This is a genomic window from Streptomyces sp. NPDC044061, from assembly GCF_056434305.1.
In genome coordinates this window covers 81710-97707 of the sequence record NZ_JBWKFL010000025.1, presented here as the reverse complement: position 1 = coordinate 97707, position 15998 = coordinate 81710, and the positions used below count along the sequence as shown (strand labels likewise).

Here is a 15998-nt window from a genome sequence, read left to right as displayed (position 1 = left end):
CGCGAATCGGTGAACGGCTTCGGTCGGGCATGCGTATCTCACGTCAACCGACGTGAGGATCAGGCGATGAGCGAACGAGTTACTCCTCCGATGCATGCCCTGCCCGACGGAGAGGCGGAGATCTCGCTGGTCGTACGGCTTCCCTGGGAGGATGTCGCACGGCTCGGCCAGGAGGCGGGACGGCTGGCCGCGCAGATGCAGCGGCCCGTGACCCTGGACGAGGCCGTGAGTCACCGGCTGCGGTCGGCCCGGCCCGGCGCCGCGCACGCGAAGCCGGCCGGGGAGCAGCCCGCCGCCGCCGTCACCTCCAGCGCTTCCGTGGCGTCCCTGCCCCGACTCAGCGGCACGGCCTAGGTGTATTGACCCGCAGCGTTGTTGACGCGGCTGATGGGCGGGTGTCCGGCCGGTCGGACGGGGGCTGCTCGTCGGTCGGTGGCGGCCGGTCAGGCGGCGACCAGGTCCCCGGTCAGCAGTCGTGGCAGAGGCGCCGGCCGCGCCCAGGGACGGCATCGAGCACATCCATGTCGCCCCCGGCCCCGGAAACGCGGTGATCACGTACTTCCCGCGGGCCCACGACGACCGTACGGCCCTCAGCACCGCCCGGCGTGTGACGGACCGGGCCCTCACCCGGGCGCCGGCCCCGCGGGGCCTGTGACGAGCCGTCGCCTACACGGCGCCCGCGCGTACCTTCGCCGTCGCCTTGCGCGCCGCCACCAGAACCGGGTCCCACACCGGTGAGAAGGGCGGGGCGTACCCCAGGTCCAGGGACGTCATCTGTTCCACCGTCATACCCGCCGTCAGGGCCACCGCCGCGATGTCGACGCGCTTGCCCGCGCCCTCCCTGCCGACGATCTGCACGCCCAGCAGGCGGCCCGTACGGCGTTCGGCGAGCATCTTGACCGTCATCGGGGAGGCGCCGGGGTAGTAGCCGGCGCGGCTGGTCGACTCGATGGTGACGGTCTCGTACTGGAGGCCCACCCGGCGGGCGTCCTTCTCGCGCAGGCCGGTGCGGGCGATCTCCAGGTCGCAGACCTTGCTGACCGCCGTGCCGACCACACCCGGGAAGGTGGCGTAACCGCCGCCCGCGTTGGTGCCGATGACCTGGCCGTGCTTGTTGGCGTGGGTGCCGAGCGGGACGTACTGCTCCTGGCCCGAGACCAGGTTCAGCACCTCGACGCAGTCGCCGCCCGCCCAGACGTTCTCGTGCCCGCGCACCCGCATCGCGAGGTCGGTGAGCAGACCGCCGTGCGCGCCGAGAGGCAGGCCCGCCGCCCGCACGAGCCCGGTCTCGGGGCGCACCCCGATGCCGAGGACGACGACGTCCGCGGGGAACTCGGCGTCCTCCGTGGCCACCGCGCGGACCCGGCCGTCCCCGCCCGTGAGCAGCTTGGTGACCTCGGCGTCGTCCACCATGGTGATGCCCAGGCCCTCCATGGCCCTGTGCACCAGGCGGCCCATGTCCGGATCGAGGGTCGACATGGGCTCCTTGCCGCGGTTGACGACCGTCACCTCGAAGCCCCGGTTGATCAGCGCCTCGGCCATCTCGACCCCGATGTAGCCCGCTCCCACGACCACGGCTCGACGGCCTCGCGTGCGGCCGAGCGTGTCCAGCAGGGCCTGACCGTCGTCCAGGGTCTGCACGCCGTGCACCCCCGGGGCGTCCGCGCCCGGCATGTCGGGTCGGATCGGGCGGGCGCCGGTGGCGATGACGAGTTTGTCGTACGACGTCCAGGACTCCGCGCCGGAATCGACGTCACGCGCGCGTACCCGGCCGCCCGCCACGTCGATCTCCGTGACCTCCGTCCGCATCCGCAGCTCGATGTCCCGCGCGCGGTGCTCCTCGGGCGTGCGGGCGATCAGCCGGGCCCGCTCGGGCACGTCACCGCCGACCCAGTACGGGATCCCGCACGCCGAGAAGGAGGTGAAGTGGCCGCGCTCGAAGGCCACGATGCCGAGTTCCTCCGGCCCCCGCATCCGGCGCGCCTGCGACGCCGCGGACATGCCCGCGGCGTCGCCACCGATCACGACCAGCCGTTCCCTGCCGCTCCGCCCACCACTGATGCTCATACCGACACGCTACGGGCCGAAGCCCTGTCAGCTACGTCCGGGCTCGCTCGGGGAGTCCGGCGCGGGCCGGGCCTGCGGCAGCGGGCCGAGTGCCGTCGTCGCGGGTCCGGGGTCCGCGCGGCGCGGCAGACGCGGTCGTACGACCCGCAGCCACACCAGGACCAGCAGCGCCGCGAGCGCGACGAACGGCAGGGTCGCGCCCAGGGCCAGGGCGATCCAGCGCAGCATCGTGACGAACACGTGCCAGCCGCCCGCCAGCGCGTCCACGAAGCCCGGGGTGTCGTCCCCGGCGTCCCGGTGCACGGGCGTCCCGGTCAGCGACAGGGTGATCGTGGCGAGGCTGGTGCGGTCCTTCAGGGAGGCCTGCCGGGCGAGCAGCGCCTCCAGGTCCGCCTCCCGGCTGCTCAACTCCCCTTCCAGGGTGACGACGTCGCTCAGCTTGGTCGCCCGGCCCATCAGCTCGCGGATCCGGGCCACGCTCGCCCGCTGCGACCTGATCCGGCTGTCCACGTCCACGACCTGGTCGGTGACGTCCTCCGCCTTCGCCGTGCGCTCGACCAGCCTGCCCGAGCCCTGCAGGTCGGCGAGGACCTCGTCGTACTTCGCGGTGGGCACGCGCAGCACGACCCGGGTCCGCTCGTGGCCCTCGGCGTCCCGGCCGGTGCTCTCCCTGCCGACGTAGCCGCCCGCGCTCTCGGCGGTCGTGCGGGCCTCCTCCAGGGCCTTGGGCACGTCCTTGACCTCGACGGTCAGGGAGGCGGTGCGGATGATGGCGCTCGGGGTGAGCTCGGGCGTCCCGCGGGTGGACCCGGTGTCGCCCGCCTTGCCGCCGCCGGCGTCCGCCTGCCGCTGCGCCGCGCCCTCCGCGGCGGACTTGGCGGAGTCGCCGCTCGAGTCGTTCGCGCCGCTGCACCCGGCGAGCGCGAGGGAGGCGGCGAGCAGGAACCCCGTCAGGGCCCGGACGGATCGTGCGGAACGTACGGAACGTGCGGAGCGCGGTGTGCGCATGGGTGGTACCCCCGGGTGACGGTGACCGATGACGTTCCTTCGACGCCGGGGCGGTCCGGGACGTTGGCGGCCGCCGGTTCCGATGCGGTCACGGTCCGGACTCGTCCCGGACACCGGGCCGGACCGGTGGTGTCGGTGGGGTCTGAGAGAGTGGGGCCATGAGCGCAACGGGTACGAGCACGAGGCACGCAGTCGTCGTCGGAGCCGGTATCGCCGGGCTGGCCGCCGCCCACCGGCTGCTCGGGCGTGGCATGCGCGTGACCGTCCTGGAGGCCTCCGACCGGATCGGCGGCAAGCTGCTGCCGGGCGAGATCGCCGGCGTCCGGGTGGACCTGGGCGCCGAGTCGATGCTCGCCCGCCGCCCCGAGGCGGTGGCCCTCGCGCGCGAGGTGGGCCTCGCCGGGCAGCTCCAGCCGCCGGCCACCGCGACCGCCTCGATCTGGACGCGCGGCGCCCTGCGCCCGATGCCCAAGGGCCATGTGATGGGCGTCCCCGGCACCGCGGCGGCCCTGGCCGGTGTCCTGTCCGACGACGGCCTGGCCCGGATCGAGCGCGACACCGAACTACCCCGCACCGAGGTCGGCGACGACGTGGCGGTGGGCGAGTACGTGGCGGCGCGGCTCGGCCGCGAGGTCGTCGACCGGCTCGTCGAGCCCCTGCTGGGCGGTGTGTACGCGGGCGACGCGTACCGCATCTCGATGCGCTCGGCCGTCCCGCAGCTCTTCCAGGCGGCGCTCACGCACGACTCCCTGACGGAGGCGGTCCGCGAGATCCAGGCGAAGGCGGCGGCCCGGCAGACCGGCCCGGTGTTCATGGGCATCGAGGGCGGCGTCGGCAGGCTCCCGCTCGCGGTCGCCGAGTCGGTGCGGGCGCGCGGGGGCGAGATCCTGACCGGGACGCCGGTGCGGGAGCTGCGCCGGGACGGCACGGCGGAACCGGGCGCCGCGGACCGGTCGCCGACGGCGGCGTGGCGCGTCGTGGCCGGTGACCGCGTGCTGCACGCGGACGCCCTCGTCCTCGCCGTACCCGCCCAGGTGGCCGCCGGCCTGCTGCGCGCGCAGGCCCCGGCCGCCGCGAGCGAACTCGCGGCCGTCGAGTACGCCTCCATGGCCCTGGTCACCCTCGCCTACCGCCGGGCCGGCCTCGCCCTGCCCGAGGGAAGCGGGTTCCTGGTGCCGCCCGTCGACGGGCGGACCATCAAGGCCTCGACGTTCGCCTCCCAGAAGTGGGGCTGGATCGCCGAGGAGGACCCGGACGTGGTCGTCCTGCGCACCTCGGTCGGCCGGTACGGCGAGACGGAGGTCCTCGGCCGCGACGACGCCGACCTGGTCGAGGTCTCCCGGCACGACCTGCGCGAGGCCACCGGCCTGGACTCCGTACCCCTCGAGACCCGCGTCACCCGCTGGACCGACGGCCTGCCCCAGTACCCGGTGGGCCACCACGCGCGCGTGGCCCGCATCCGCGAGCACGTCGCCGGGCTGCCCGGCCTCGCCGTGTGCGGCGCGCAGTACGACGGCGTGGGTATCCCGGCGTGCATCGCGAGCGCGTACGCGGCGGTGGACCAACTGGACGGCGACCTGCGCGGTGTCGAGGAGCTGACGGCCAACCCGGTGCAGAGCCTGCACGGCGGAGCGGGAGAATAGGGACCATGAGTGACGACGCCCCCACCACCGAGACCGGCAGGATCCCGAACAAGGGCAAGCTGGCCAAGGACCTCAACGAGGTCATCCGCTACACGCTGTGGTCGGTCTTCAAGCTGAAGGACGTACTGCCGGAGGACCGTGCGGGTTACGCCGACGAGGTCCAGGAGCTGTTCGACCAACTCGCCGCCAAGGACGTGAAGATCCGCGGCACGTACGACGTCTCCGGCCTGCGCGCCGACGCCGACCTCATGATCTGGTGGCACGCCGAGACCAGCGACCAGCTCCAGGAGGCGTACAACCTCTTCCGCCGCACGAAGCTCGGCCGCGCGCTCGAGCCCGTCTGGTCGAACATGGCGCTGCACCGGCCCGCCGAGTTCAACCGCTCGCACATCCCGGCGTTCCTCGCCGACGAGACGCCCCGCAACTACGTCAGCGTCTACCCGTTCGTGCGCTCCTACGACTGGTACCTGCTGCCCGACGAGGACCGCCGTCGCATGCTCGCCGACCACGGCAAGATGGCCCGCGGCTATCCGGACGTCCGCGCCAACACGGTCGCCTCGTTCTCCCTGGGCGACTACGAGTGGATGCTGGCCTTCGAGGCCGACGAGCTGTACCGCATCGTCGACCTCATGCGCCACCTGCGCGGCTCCGAGGCCCGCAGGCACGTCCGCGAAGAGGTCCCCTTCTTCACCGGCCGCCGCAAGTCGGTCGCCGAACTGGTCGCGGGTCTCGCCTAGGCCGACTTGCCCTTCAGGGAGTCCCTCAGGGACGTTCCCGGGGTGCCGGCGGCCGGGGGCTCGGGGGCCGGTTCCGGGTGCGGTGCGCAGGACGCGCGCCGCCCCGGCAGGCGGCCTTCCAGCAGGTAGGCGTCCAGGTAGGCGTTGACGCACCGGTTCGGGCCACCCCCGATCCCGTGCGTGCCCGCGTCCCGTTCGGTCACCAGCACCGAGCCGGCCAGCCGCCGGTTCATCTCCAGCGCGCCCGCGTACGGCGTGGCCGCGTCCCGCTCGGCCGCCAGGATCAGCACCGCCGGCAGCTCACCGGGTCCGGTCCGCACGTCCACCGGCCGCTGCCGGGGCGCCGGCCAGTAGGCGCAAGGCAGGTTCATCCACGCGTTGTCCCAGGTCTCGAAGGGCGCCACGCGCGCCAGCCGCGTGTTGTCGCGGTCCCACATCTTCCAGTCCGTCGGCCAGGCCGCGTCGTTGCACTCGACGGCCGTGTACACCGCGCTGCCGTTCTCGGCCGCGGCTGCCGCCCCCGGGCTCGGCGCGGCCAGCCGGACCAGCGGCTGTGCGTCGCCCTTGAGATAGGCCGACAGCGCGGCGGCCCGGCCCGGCCAGTAGTCGTCGTAGTACCCGGCGGTGAGGAACACGTTCTGCAGCTGCCCGGGGCCGACCTTCCCGCCCGCGGCCCTGGCGGCCAGCCGGCTGCGCACGGTGTCGTAACTGCGCTGCACCTTCGCCGCCGTGTCGCCGAGCCGGTACACGTCGTCGTGCCGGGCGATCCACTCGCGGAAGTCCGCCCAGCGCTCCTCGAACGCGGCCGACTGGTCGAGGTTGTTCTGGTACCAGATCTTCTCCGGGGCCGGGTTCACCGCCGAGTCCAGCACCATCCGTCGCACGTGCGAGGGGAACAGCGTCGCGTAGACCGCGCCGAAGTAGGTGCCGTACGAGGCCCCCACGAAGGTCAGCCGGTCCTCGCCGAGCGCCGCCCGCAGGACGTCCAGGTCGCGGGCGTTGTTGAGGGAGTTGTAGAACCGCAGCTTGCTGCCCGATCGCTGGGCACAGCCGCGCGCGTACGCCTTCGCGTCGGCGATGCGCTGCCGCTTGTACTGCTCCGAGGGGTGCGTCGGCGACTGGGTGGGGGCCCGGAAGAAGTGCTTGGGGTCCACGCACGACAGCGGCGCCGAGCGGTCCACCCCGCGCGGGGCGTAGCCGATCAGGTCGTAGGCGGCGGCGATCCGCTTCCACTCGGGCAGCGCGCCGATCAGCGGGAAGGCCATGCCGGAGGAGCCGGGGCCGCCCGGGTTGTAGACGAGGGCGCCCTGCCGGGGAACCTTCCGCTTGCTGTTGTGCGGGTCCTTGTGGGTGGCCGGCATCCGGCTGACGGTCAGCTTGATCTGCTTGCCGTCGGGGTGCGTGTAGTCCAGCGGGACGCTCACCGTGCCGCACCGCAGGCCGCGCGCGTCCATGCCGGCGGGGCACTTGCCGAAGGCGACGCCTGCGGCACCGGCGCGCGCGGCGGCCACCGCCGCCCCACGCGACTCGGCCGTGCCGGGCGCCCCGGGGGCGCCGCCCGCCGGGGCCGCGGCCAGGGTGGTCACGAGCAAGGACCCGGCGGCCGAGTACAGGGCGGCAGCTCTCATCGCGTATCCCTTCGGTGCACGGAGGCGATGGCACGGCTGCCATCGCCCGGTGATCACAAAAGGGATGTTTCGTTCGGTGATCGGTGAAGGCAAGCACCGCCCGGCGGTGTCGCCGTGAATGCTCCCTGTGCGCCCCGGGAGTGGCCCTACTCCCGCCAGGTCCTGTCGATCTGGTCGCGGTGGGTGAAGGCCGCGCGCAGCTGCGGCTCACCGATCGCGCGGATGCCGCGCACGGCGACGGACGTGAGGAAGGACCGCTCGTCGCCGTCCCGGGCCGGCCGCCGGGTCAGCCCCCCGAGCAGCCGCTGTCCGGCGGGCGAGGCCCAGCGCGAGTAAGGATGCGCCTCGACCCGGGCGATGACCAGACAGCTCAGGGTGAGCGTGAGCGGCAGCGCGAACCACAGCGCGACCAGGTAGCGGGGCATCCCGGTCTGCGCGGGCATCAGCAGCGCGGTCAGGCCCAGCGCGAGCACGGCCAGCGCGGCGGCGCGCACCTGGCGGACCCCGGCCGCCACGGTCGCGTGGGTGCCGTCGGGCACCGCGAGACCCGCGCGCACCAGCCCGTCGGCGAGCCGCCGCACGGCATCGGCACCGGCCGCGGCGGCCCGTACCGGAGCGATCCGCGACTGGCCCTCGGGCCCGATCGCCCCTATGACCGACCGTTCCATCTCGTCGCGCCCCCGGGGGTCCACGACCGTGGCCCATCCGGTGTGCGCGAGCAGCAGCCGCCGTTGACGGGCCATGGAGACCATGGTCAGATCGGCGACCCGCGCCGGACCGCCGGACAGGAACGCCGCCTCGTACAGCGTCAGATCGTGCCCGCGTTCCACGGTGGCGCCGTCCGCGTCGACGGCCGCGGTGCGCACGGCGGCCAGGCACAGCCTGGTGCACGCGATGCCGGCGAGCGCCCAGGCCAGGAGCAGCAGAAGGACCCAGAACATGACGCGTTTCTATGCCAGGCGCCCGGGAAAAACCATGCCCTGTTCACCATCCGGACCCAGTGTGGCCGGTATGTGACGTTCCGCTTCATTCGCAGGTCAGGGGCTGTCCACCTGACGCGGACTGGAGGCGGCGGGCGGCAGTGAGTACGTCGTGGACGGCGAGGGCGCGACCGGCACCGCGGAGCCCGGGTCGACGACCGCAGGCGTGGGCACGGGGGTGGGGGACGCCGCGAGGTCCCGGGCCAGTGCCGAGAAGTCGACGTACCCGGTCGCCTCGAGGATCTTGATGTGGTCCAGTACGGTCGCGTTCGCGTCGTCCGCCAGATCGCGGACCAGCGAGTTCTGGGTGCCGGCGCGGACCTCGGCGACCAGGGAGAACACCCGGCCGTGCGCGAGGCGCAGAATGCCCGCGAACTGCCGGTCGAAGTCCTGTCCGCTCGTGCCGCGCAGAGTGGCGAGCCACTGCCTCTGCTGCTCGTTGGGCTCGTTCGGCAGAGGCACGCCGAGCTGGGAGGCGACGGTGCGGACGTGGGCGTCGAGCGAGGTGTGCCCGTCGACCAGGTGCTGACCGGCCTCGCGCACGGCCTGCGTGGTCCCCTTGCGCTCCGCCAGCTGCCCGGCGGGCAGCTCCCACAGGCCCGCCAGCCGGACCTTGGTGACGAAGTCCCGGTCCCGCGCGGACAGCGGGCCGTACGGGGTCGTCTCGGTCCGCGCGCTCAGCGTGTTCGCGCTGGTCGCGTCCGACCGGTCGGCGTACGACCAGATCGGAAAGAGCAGCGCCGCGGCGGTCGCCGCGAGGCCCACGATGATGAGCCCTGTTCCGCTGAATATGCCTCGGCCCTTGATCGGGGGTCGCGGTCGCATGGTGCCTCCTGCACCGCACCGGGGTGCTTCGGGTGCGGGCTTGGCATATTACTGCGGGGTTCCGGGTGCCTCGGCATCGCATCCTCGAGCTGCCGGACCGGTCATGGGGGGCGGGTGCGCGGGAGTTGGCCGCGCAGTTCCCCGCCCCCTGGGAAGCTGCCGTGCACGTCCGCTGCCAGGCGTCCCCCGCGCCCCGGTCACCCCCTCCGCAGCAGGACCCTCGCCCGGGACGCCAGACCCTCGCGGCGCGGGGCCGGGCCCGCGCGGTCCAGCCACCACTCCCGCAGCCGCCGCCGCGCCCGCGCATCCGCCGGCCGCCCGACCTTCAGCAGGTGCCCCGCGAAGTCCAGTGCGTCCCGCCGGTACCCCCCGCTCATCGGCCGCACCCGGGCGTACTCGAGGAACGCCCCCCGGTACCCCTCCCCGAGAATCACCGGCAACTCGGGCGCCACCTTCGCCACCACGCCCGCCCGCTTCGCCGCGAGCGCACGCGCCTGCACCCCCATCCGCGCCCGGTCGAACCCCTCCGGCACCGGCGTCCCGGCCACCAGCGAGGACAGCACCGCCGCCTGCGCGACGCCGAGCCGCTGCCGGGCCTCGGGCGGGGCCAGCACGGCGACGCCCCCCGACCCGGCCGCGGCGGCGCCCGTCGCCGTACCCTCCGTGCGGGACACCCGCCCCGCCCGTACGGCCCCCCGGATCGCCTCCAGCTCCCGCTCCAGCTCGGCGGGCTCGGGGAAGTCCTCGTCCCGCTCCAGCAGCACCCCGGCCGGCGCCACCCGGGACGCGAGGTCGGTCAGGATGTCCAGCACCGGGCGCGGCACGGGGTGCGCGTGGCTGTCGTGCCAGACGCCGTCGCGCTCGAAGCCCCCCGCGACATGCACGTACGCGAGCGCCTCCAGGGGCAGCTCGGCGAGCGCCTCGGCCGGGTCCTCACCCCGGTTGACGTGGTTGGTGTGCAGGTTGGCCACGTCGATGAGCAGCCGTACCCCGGTCCGCTCGACCAGCTCGGCCAGGAACTGCCCCTCGGTCAGCTCCTCACCCGGCCAGGAGAACAACGCGGCGATGTTCTCCAGGGCCAGCGGCACGGGCAGCGCCTCCTGCGCGATCCGCACGTTCTCGCAGAGCACGTCGAGCGCGTCCCGGGTGCGGGGCACGGGCAGCAGATGGCCCGCCTCCAGATGCGGGGAGGCGGTGAGCGCGCCGCCCGCCCGCACGAACGCGATGTGCTCGGTGACCAGCGGCGCGCCGAGTGCCTCCGCCCGCTCGGCGAGCGTCGTCAGCCGGCCCTCGTCGGGCCGGTCCGCGCCGCCGATGCCGAGGGAGACGCCGTGCGGGATCACGGTCACGCCGCGCTCGCGCAGCCGCAGCAGCGAGTCCGGGAGGTGGCCGGGGCAGACGTTCTCCGCGACGACCTCCACCCAGTCGATGCCCGGCATGCGCTCCACGGCGTCCGCGATCTCCGGCCGCCAGCCGATGCCCGTGCCCAGTCGCCGCATGGCTCCACCCCCTCCTCCGAATGACGGGGGTATGGCCCCGGCGGGCGGCCCCGAACCCCTGCCGGCCCGCCTTCAGAGGAACATTTGAGGTTTTCCGACCCGCCCGCCGGCCCGTCCGTCAACGCCGTACCGGCCACTCCTCCGGGGCCCGGCCCAGCAGGCGCAGCACCTCGTCCAGGGGGCCGGACCCCGCGGGCACGGCGAGCGCCGCGGCGAAGGCGAATCCCGGCCCGCGCCGGGCCGGGTCGGCCGGCACCCGACGGGCCACGGCGAGCGCGGCGTCGAGAACGTGCCCCGGCAGCTCCGGGCGCACCCCGAGGGCCGCGGCGACGTCCCAGGCGTGCACCACGTAGTCGATGAAGTGGAAGCGCATCGCCCGGCGGCCCGGGAAGCTCCCGCCCAGCTCCGGCAGCGTGAACTCGAGCTCGGCCGCGCCGGGTTCGGCGAAGGCGGCGAGCACGGCGGTGGCGGCCGCCCGGTGCACCCGGGCGGGCTCCCGCATGTCCTGCGGCTCCCGCCAGTGCGCCGCCTCGTGCCCGGCACCCCGTGCCGCCGCCGCGAAGCCGAGGTGCTGCGCGGTCATGTGCGCCACGAGCCGCCGCAGGGTCCACCCGGCGCACGGGGTGTCCCGCTCCCAGTCCCGCTCCCGGGCCAGCCCCACCATCCGCACGGCCTCCCGCACGGCGATGCGGTCGAGTTCCACGATGTCGCCTCCGGTGACGGTCATGCGGGGAAGCATAAAACTGTGCGAACGGTCGTGCTAGTTCTTTTCCGTCCGGGGCGGGACCTCAACACGCTTGCCGATCAGAGGACTTCGGGAACCTGCGCCTCTCCCACGGAAAACCTCCGCAGCCGCTCGGCGACGCCCACCCGTGCCCTGCGGTAGGCCGACTCCTCACCGTGCAGTACGGACAGGGCGTTCGCCGTCTCCAGCAACGCCACCAGTTCGAAGGCGAGTTGCCCGACATTCGCATTCGCGCCCAGCTCACCGGCGGCGCGGGCCTCCTCGATGCCGCGCTCCACATGGGCCGACCAGTCGAGCTGGGCGCGGACCACGGCGTCGTGCACCGGGCCGGTCCGCCCGGCGAACTCGGCCATCACGCCGTAGAAGAAGCAGCCGCCCGGGAACACCCGTCCCCGCGAGTACTCGAGCCACAGCTCGCACAGCCGCCAGATCCGTCCGACACCGGCCGGCACCTCGCTCGCGGGCCGGATCACGTGCTCGGCGAAGATCCGCCCCGCCTCCCGCACGGTGGCCAGCTGGAGCTCCTGCTTGGAGCCGAACAACGCGAAGACCCCGCTCTTGCTCAGCTCCAGCTCGGCGGCCAGCCGGCCGACGGTCAGTGCCTCGAGCCCCTCGACCGAGGCGATGTCCACGGTCCGGCGCAACACCAACTGCCGTGTGCGGTTACCCCGTTCGATCCGGCCGTCGAGCCGTGTCACCCGGCACTCCTACCGCAGCGCGGGGTGGTCGGCGACCACCGTGCTGGAGCCCGGGGCGATCTCCGTGAAGCCCGCGTCCCGCACCAACGGCAGTCCGCTGCCGGTCAGCCGGGGCCATTCGGCGGGGTCTGCGGTCCGCACCGCCAGCGGGAAGCCCGCATCGCGCCAGGCGGCACGCGCCTCGTCGGGCAGCGCCCACCAGGCCAGCTGGGCGCCGTGGCCGGCCTGGGCCATCGCCTTCCCGGCCGACATCTCCAGCTCCGGGTTGAACCACAGCACCGGCCCGCTCCGGTCGGCCCGGAGCGGCGGCTCGGGGTCCTCCAGCTCCGTTCCCGACACCTGCAGTCTGGCCAGGTCCTTGGGCCAGCCGTCGAGCGGAACCGGCGGGAAGACCCGCACCTCGGCGGACTTTCCGGTCACCGTGATCCCGGGCAGCGCCTCTGCCCGCCGCCACTCGGCGCCCCGGGCCCGCCGCACGACCTTGCGGATCCGGGCGTCCTCCCAGTCCCGCACGGCCTCGGCCCACTCCCCGTCCCCGGTGGCCCGCTCGTCGCCGAGCAGCAGGAGAACGGCCCGGGCGGCCGTCTCCAGGGCGTCGGTACGGGCGGGCGGAGCGCTCCGCTCGATCCGGACGACGAGGGGCAGCACGAACTGCGGCGCCTCGTCGCGCGGGGTGCGCTCGGCCTGGAAGGGGCTGTCATTCGGGGGCGTGGGAACCTGGCTCACAACAGCCAACCCTAAACGGCGCCGCTCCCCGCCCTTCACCCCGAGCAGGCGGTGCGCTGCGCCTCCTGCCACTCGCAGACGGGGCACAGGGTGATGCCCTTGTACGAGTCCGGGTACTCCGTCGGCTCCTGGCACAGCACGCACGCGGCGTACGGCGGGCCGTCGGCCTTCGGCGGCCGGGTCGCGTCGGCGATCGTGCAGTAGGCCGAGTCGGCCTTGTCGTCCTGGTCGGTCATGTCTTCAGCGTAGGACGGTCACAGGTGGCCGTTGGTCTCGCCGATCAGCTCGGAGACCTTCACCAGCCGGTAGCCCCGCCTGCGCAGCTCGGGTACGACCGCGCGGACGACCCGCTCGGTCGTCGGAGCGGCGCTGCGGGTGCAGTGCATGACGACCACCGACCCTGGCTTCACGCCCTCCAGCACCTGCCGCGTGACCGCGTCGGCGTCCGTGGCGAAGGCGTCACCGCTCACCACGTCCCACTGCACCGCGGTGACCCCGACCGGGCTGAGCGCGCGCAGCGCCTGGCGGTCGTAACAGCCGCCGGGGAAGCGGAAGTACGGCAGCGCGTGGGGCACGCCCGCCTTGCGCAAGGAGGCGTACGCCCGCTCGACGTCCGTGCGCATCCGGTCCGCGCCGACGGTCGGCAGGCCGTAGCAGTCGCCGGTGAACGCGTAGTGGCTGTAGGAGTGGTTGGCCACCTCGAACTGCGGATCGTGGCCGAGGGAGCGGGCCTGGGCCGGGTACTGCTCCGCCCACCGGCCGGTCATGAAGATGGTCGCCGGCACCTTCAGGGTGCGCAGGGTGCCGATCAGGTCCGGGTTGTCGAAGTGCTCCCCGGAGGCGGCGCGGGTCCCCTCGTCGGCGGTCATGTCGGCGTCGAAGGTGAGCGCCACGGTCTTGCCGAGGGTGCGCGGGCCGTGGTCGAACACCGGGGTCAGGCCGCCCGGGCCCGGGGCGAGCACGGGCGGCCGCGAGGTGGACGGGGAGGTGGAGGCCGCGGGCCTGGCGGGGGCCGGCCGCGCGGGGCCGGGGGTGCCCGCGGTACCGCAGGCGGCGAGGGCCGCGCCCAGGGCGCAGACGGCGGTGATACGGCGTGCTAGTGGGATCACCGTACGAAAGTAGGACTTAATGACCAGTTATATGGCGATATCGTGTGTGGCGCGGCGTCACGGTCACTCGCGCGGCGGCCCCTCAGAGATCCCGCTTCTCCAGGGGGCGCAGCGCCGGGCCCTGCAGAATGCTGCCGTCGACGTCGAAGCGTGAGCCGTGGCAGGGGCACTCCCAGGTGCGTTCGGCCCGGTTGAAGGCGACCAGACAGCCGAGGTGGGTGCAGCGGGCGGAGACCGCGTGCAGGACGCCCTCCTCGTCACGGTGCACGGCGAGCCGCTCGCCGCCGGCCCGGACCACCGCGCCCTCGCCGGGCGCCAGGTCGTCGACCGGGGCCGGCGTGCGCAGCCGGTCGCCGACGAAGTGCCGGGCCACCTCGGCCTGCGTCTTGAGCAGTGACGGCGCCTCCCGCAGCACCGACTTCAGCCGGCGCGGGTCGTACAGCTCCTGCCAGGGGCGGTCCCGGCCGGTGATCAGGGCCGTGAGCAGCAGCCCGGCCATGACACCGCCGCTCAGGCCCCAGCCGCCGAAGCCGGTGGCCACATAGGTGTGCCGGGCCCCCGGGTGGAACGGGCCGACCAGTGGCACGGTGTCGGTGGACTCGACGTCCTGCGTGGCCCAGGCGTACTCCGGGGACAGCCCGGGGAAGTGCTTTCCCGCCCACGAGGCGAGCCGGTGGAACCGGGCACGGGTGTCACCGGTGCCCGGCGTGAAGTGCTCGCCGGTGACGACGAGCAGCCGCCGCCCGTCCTCCCCGTACGGCGCGGTGCGCACCGAGCGGGTGTTCTCCTCGGGCGTGATGTACATGCCCTCCGGGTCCGGGCCGTCGCCGAGCGGCCCGGCGACCACCAGTTCCCGGCGCGGGGAGAGGCGGGCGAAGAGCAGCGCGCGGTCGAAGACCGGATAGTGGGTGGCGATCACGACGTCCCGCGCGGTCACCGTCCGACCCGCCTCGGTCGTCAGCCGGCAGGGCTCGCCGCCCTCCGCCAGGCCGACGACCCGCGTCTGCTCGTACACCTGTCCGCCGCGCGCGAGCAGGTCCTCGGTGAGGGCCCGCAGGTACTTCAGCGGGTGGAACTGCGCCTGCCCGCTCACCCGTACAGCGCCCGCCACGGGGAACGGCAGCCCGGTGTCCGTCGTGAACGAGGCCGGCAGCCCCGCCTCCCGCGCGGCCTCCGCCTCGGCCCGCACCTCGTCCACCCGTGCTGGATCCCGGACGTAGGTGTACGCGTCCCGGGTCTCCCACTCGCAGGCGATGCCCAGTTCGGCCACGAGCGCGGCCGCGTGCTCGATCGCCTCGGACTGGGAGCGGGCGTACAGTCGCGCGCCCTCGGGGCCCCGGGTGCGGCGGAGCCGGTCGTAGACCAGGGTGTGCTGGGCGGTCAGCTTGGCCGTCGTGCAGCCGGTGACCCCGGCCGCCACCCGCCCGGCCTCCAGCACCGCCACCCGCAGCCCCGCCCGGGTCAGCTCGTGGGCGGTGCTCAGTCCGGCCATCCCCGCGCCGACGACGGCCACGTCCACGTCGAGGTCGTCCGTCAGGGCCGGGTGCGCCGGTCCCGGAGCCGTCCGCAGCCAGTACGAGTCGGTGATCTGCAGGTTCTCACGCATACCCGCCGGGTACCCCGCCCGGCCCGCCTCACGAGCGCCGCAGCAGCGGCTCCCGGCACTCCGTCACGTCGAAGTCGCCCTTGGACGGCGTCCGTACCGCCCGGTGAGGGTGCCCGTCGCCAGCGTGTGACCGGACAGGGCCCGCAGCAGGTCGGCCGGGGTGGCGTCGGCGGCGAGGTCCGGGGCGCGGTCGGTGGCGTACACGGTGAGGACGTAGCGGTGCGGGCGGTCCCCGCGGGGCGGGCAGGGGCCGCCGTAGCGGGTCCTCCCGAAGCCGTTGCGGCCCTCCCTCGCCCCCCGCGGGCGCTCGCCGGGGCCGAGCCGGACGGTGCGCGGGCCGATGTCCCAGGCCAGCCAGTGCGTGAAGGTGCCGTGCGGGGCGTCCGGGTCCCGCAGCACGAGGGCGAGGGAGGCGGTGCGCGCGGGTACGCCGCCGAGGGCGAGCGGCGGCGAGACGTTCTCGCCGTCGCAGGTGAAGCGGCGCGGGATCGCCCCACCCTCGGCGTAGGCGGAACTCGTCACCGTGAGCCGGTGTGTGGCGGTGGGGGACGGGCCGGAGGGTGCGGCGGCCGAGCCGCTCCCGTCCCCGCATCCCGCTACGACGGCCAACGCGGCCACGGCGACCATCCACCCCTTGCGCATGTCCGTACGCTAGGGCCTCTCTTGCGGATCTCGCCGGGGGCGCGCGGCCCGGCACGCACATCTGCGGCGCCGTCGTCACTCGCCG

Annotated in this window: 17 protein-coding genes; 4 read left to right on the top strand and 13 right to left on the bottom strand. The window is 74.3% G+C overall.

The genetic code is table 11. The annotated features are described in order from the left end of the window. Positions 1-66 precede the first annotated feature (66 nt). Positions 67-354: a hypothetical protein gene (locus AC07CM_RS33610; RefSeq protein ID WP_478880259.1), complete on the top strand. Its 288-nt coding sequence runs from the start codon at positions 67-69 to the stop codon at positions 352-354. A 121-nt stretch (positions 355-475) separates the two neighbouring features. Then, a complete protein-coding gene (locus AC07CM_RS33605; protein ID WP_478880258.1) occupies positions 476-655 on the top strand; it encodes a hypothetical protein in 180 nt (59 codons plus the stop codon). Positions 656-666: 11 nt separating this feature from the next. Here the strand turns inward: AC07CM_RS33605 and AC07CM_RS33600 are convergent, their stop codons facing one another. Next, the gene (locus AC07CM_RS33600; protein WP_478880257.1) at positions 667-2067 is read right to left on the bottom strand and encodes an FAD-dependent oxidoreductase; all 1401 of its coding nucleotides are present in this window, start codon (positions 2065-2067) and stop codon (positions 667-669) included. A gap of 27 nt (positions 2068-2094) precedes the next feature. Next, positions 2095-3075, bottom strand: coding sequence for a DUF4349 domain-containing protein (locus tag AC07CM_RS33595; RefSeq protein ID WP_478880256.1), 981 nt, complete (start codon positions 3073-3075; stop codon positions 2095-2097). Between the two features lie 158 nt (positions 3076-3233). On the opposite strand from AC07CM_RS33595, the gene hemG reads away from it, so the two are divergent. Both hemG and hemQ read left to right on the top strand, forming a co-directional pair. Next, the gene (gene hemG, locus AC07CM_RS33590; protein ID WP_478880255.1) at positions 3234-4718 is read left to right on the top strand and encodes a protoporphyrinogen oxidase; all 1485 of its coding nucleotides are present in this window, start codon (positions 3234-3236) and stop codon (positions 4716-4718) included. A 5-nt stretch (positions 4719-4723) separates the two neighbouring features. Further along, positions 4724-5455, top strand: a complete 732-nt coding sequence (hemQ, locus tag AC07CM_RS33585; RefSeq protein ID WP_478880254.1) for a hydrogen peroxide-dependent heme synthase — start codon at positions 4724-4726, stop codon at positions 5453-5455. On the opposite strand, the gene AC07CM_RS33580 is transcribed toward hemQ, so the two are convergent. The 11 genes from AC07CM_RS33580 to AC07CM_RS33530 all read right to left on the bottom strand — a co-directional run bounded on the left by AC07CM_RS33580 (position 5452) and on the right by AC07CM_RS33530 (position 15913). Further along, positions 5452-7083 (bottom strand): alpha/beta hydrolase, encoded by a 1632-nt coding sequence (locus AC07CM_RS33580; RefSeq protein ID WP_478880253.1) that lies wholly within the window; start codon positions 7081-7083, stop codon positions 5452-5454. The two genes, hemQ and AC07CM_RS33580, sit on opposite strands and share 4 nt — an antisense overlap. A 146-nt stretch (positions 7084-7229) precedes the next feature. Continuing rightward, on the bottom strand, positions 7230-8024 hold the full coding sequence (locus AC07CM_RS33575; RefSeq protein ID WP_478880252.1) for a TIGR04222 domain-containing membrane protein: 795 nt from the start codon (positions 8022-8024) through the stop codon (positions 7230-7232). A 96-nt stretch (positions 8025-8120) separates the two neighbouring features. Next, on the bottom strand, positions 8121-8888 hold the full coding sequence (locus AC07CM_RS33570) for a DUF4142 domain-containing protein (RefSeq protein ID WP_478880251.1): 768 nt from the start codon (positions 8886-8888) through the stop codon (positions 8121-8123). Positions 8889-9085: 197 nt separating this feature from the next. Further along, complete coding sequence (locus tag AC07CM_RS33565; RefSeq protein ID WP_478880250.1) at positions 9086-10387, bottom strand: MbnB/TglH/ChrH family RiPP precursor modification enzyme; 1302 nt, start codon at positions 10385-10387, stop codon at positions 9086-9088. Positions 10388-10505: 118 nt separating this feature from the next. Further along, complete coding sequence (locus AC07CM_RS33560) at positions 10506-11114, bottom strand: TIGR03086 family metal-binding protein (RefSeq protein ID WP_478880249.1); 609 nt, start codon at positions 11112-11114, stop codon at positions 10506-10508. A 77-nt stretch (positions 11115-11191) separates the two neighbouring features. Further along, positions 11192-11830, bottom strand: a complete 639-nt coding sequence (locus tag AC07CM_RS33555) for a TetR/AcrR family transcriptional regulator (protein WP_478880248.1) — start codon at positions 11828-11830, stop codon at positions 11192-11194. 9 nt (positions 11831-11839) lie between these two features. Then, positions 11840-12556 (bottom strand): peptidyl-tRNA hydrolase, encoded by a 717-nt coding sequence (locus tag AC07CM_RS33550; RefSeq protein WP_478880247.1) that lies wholly within the window; start codon positions 12554-12556, stop codon positions 11840-11842. 35 nt (positions 12557-12591) lie between these two features. After that, positions 12592-12792, bottom strand: a complete 201-nt coding sequence (locus AC07CM_RS33545) for a hypothetical protein (RefSeq protein ID WP_478880246.1) — start codon at positions 12790-12792, stop codon at positions 12592-12594. 18 nt (positions 12793-12810) lie between these two features. Further along, positions 12811-13665 carry a polysaccharide deacetylase family protein gene (locus AC07CM_RS33540; RefSeq protein ID WP_478880245.1) on the bottom strand — a complete coding sequence of 285 codons (855 nt, stop codon included), beginning with the start codon at positions 13663-13665 and terminating at the stop codon, positions 12811-12813. Between the two features lie 82 nt (positions 13666-13747). After that, complete coding sequence (locus AC07CM_RS33535) at positions 13748-15271, bottom strand: FAD-dependent oxidoreductase (RefSeq protein ID WP_478880244.1); 1524 nt, start codon at positions 15269-15271, stop codon at positions 13748-13750. A 63-nt stretch (positions 15272-15334) separates the two neighbouring features. Further along, on the bottom strand, positions 15335-15913 hold the full coding sequence (locus AC07CM_RS33530; RefSeq protein ID WP_478880243.1) for a YbhB/YbcL family Raf kinase inhibitor-like protein: 579 nt from the start codon (positions 15911-15913) through the stop codon (positions 15335-15337). Between the last annotated feature and the right edge of the window lie 85 nt (positions 15914-15998).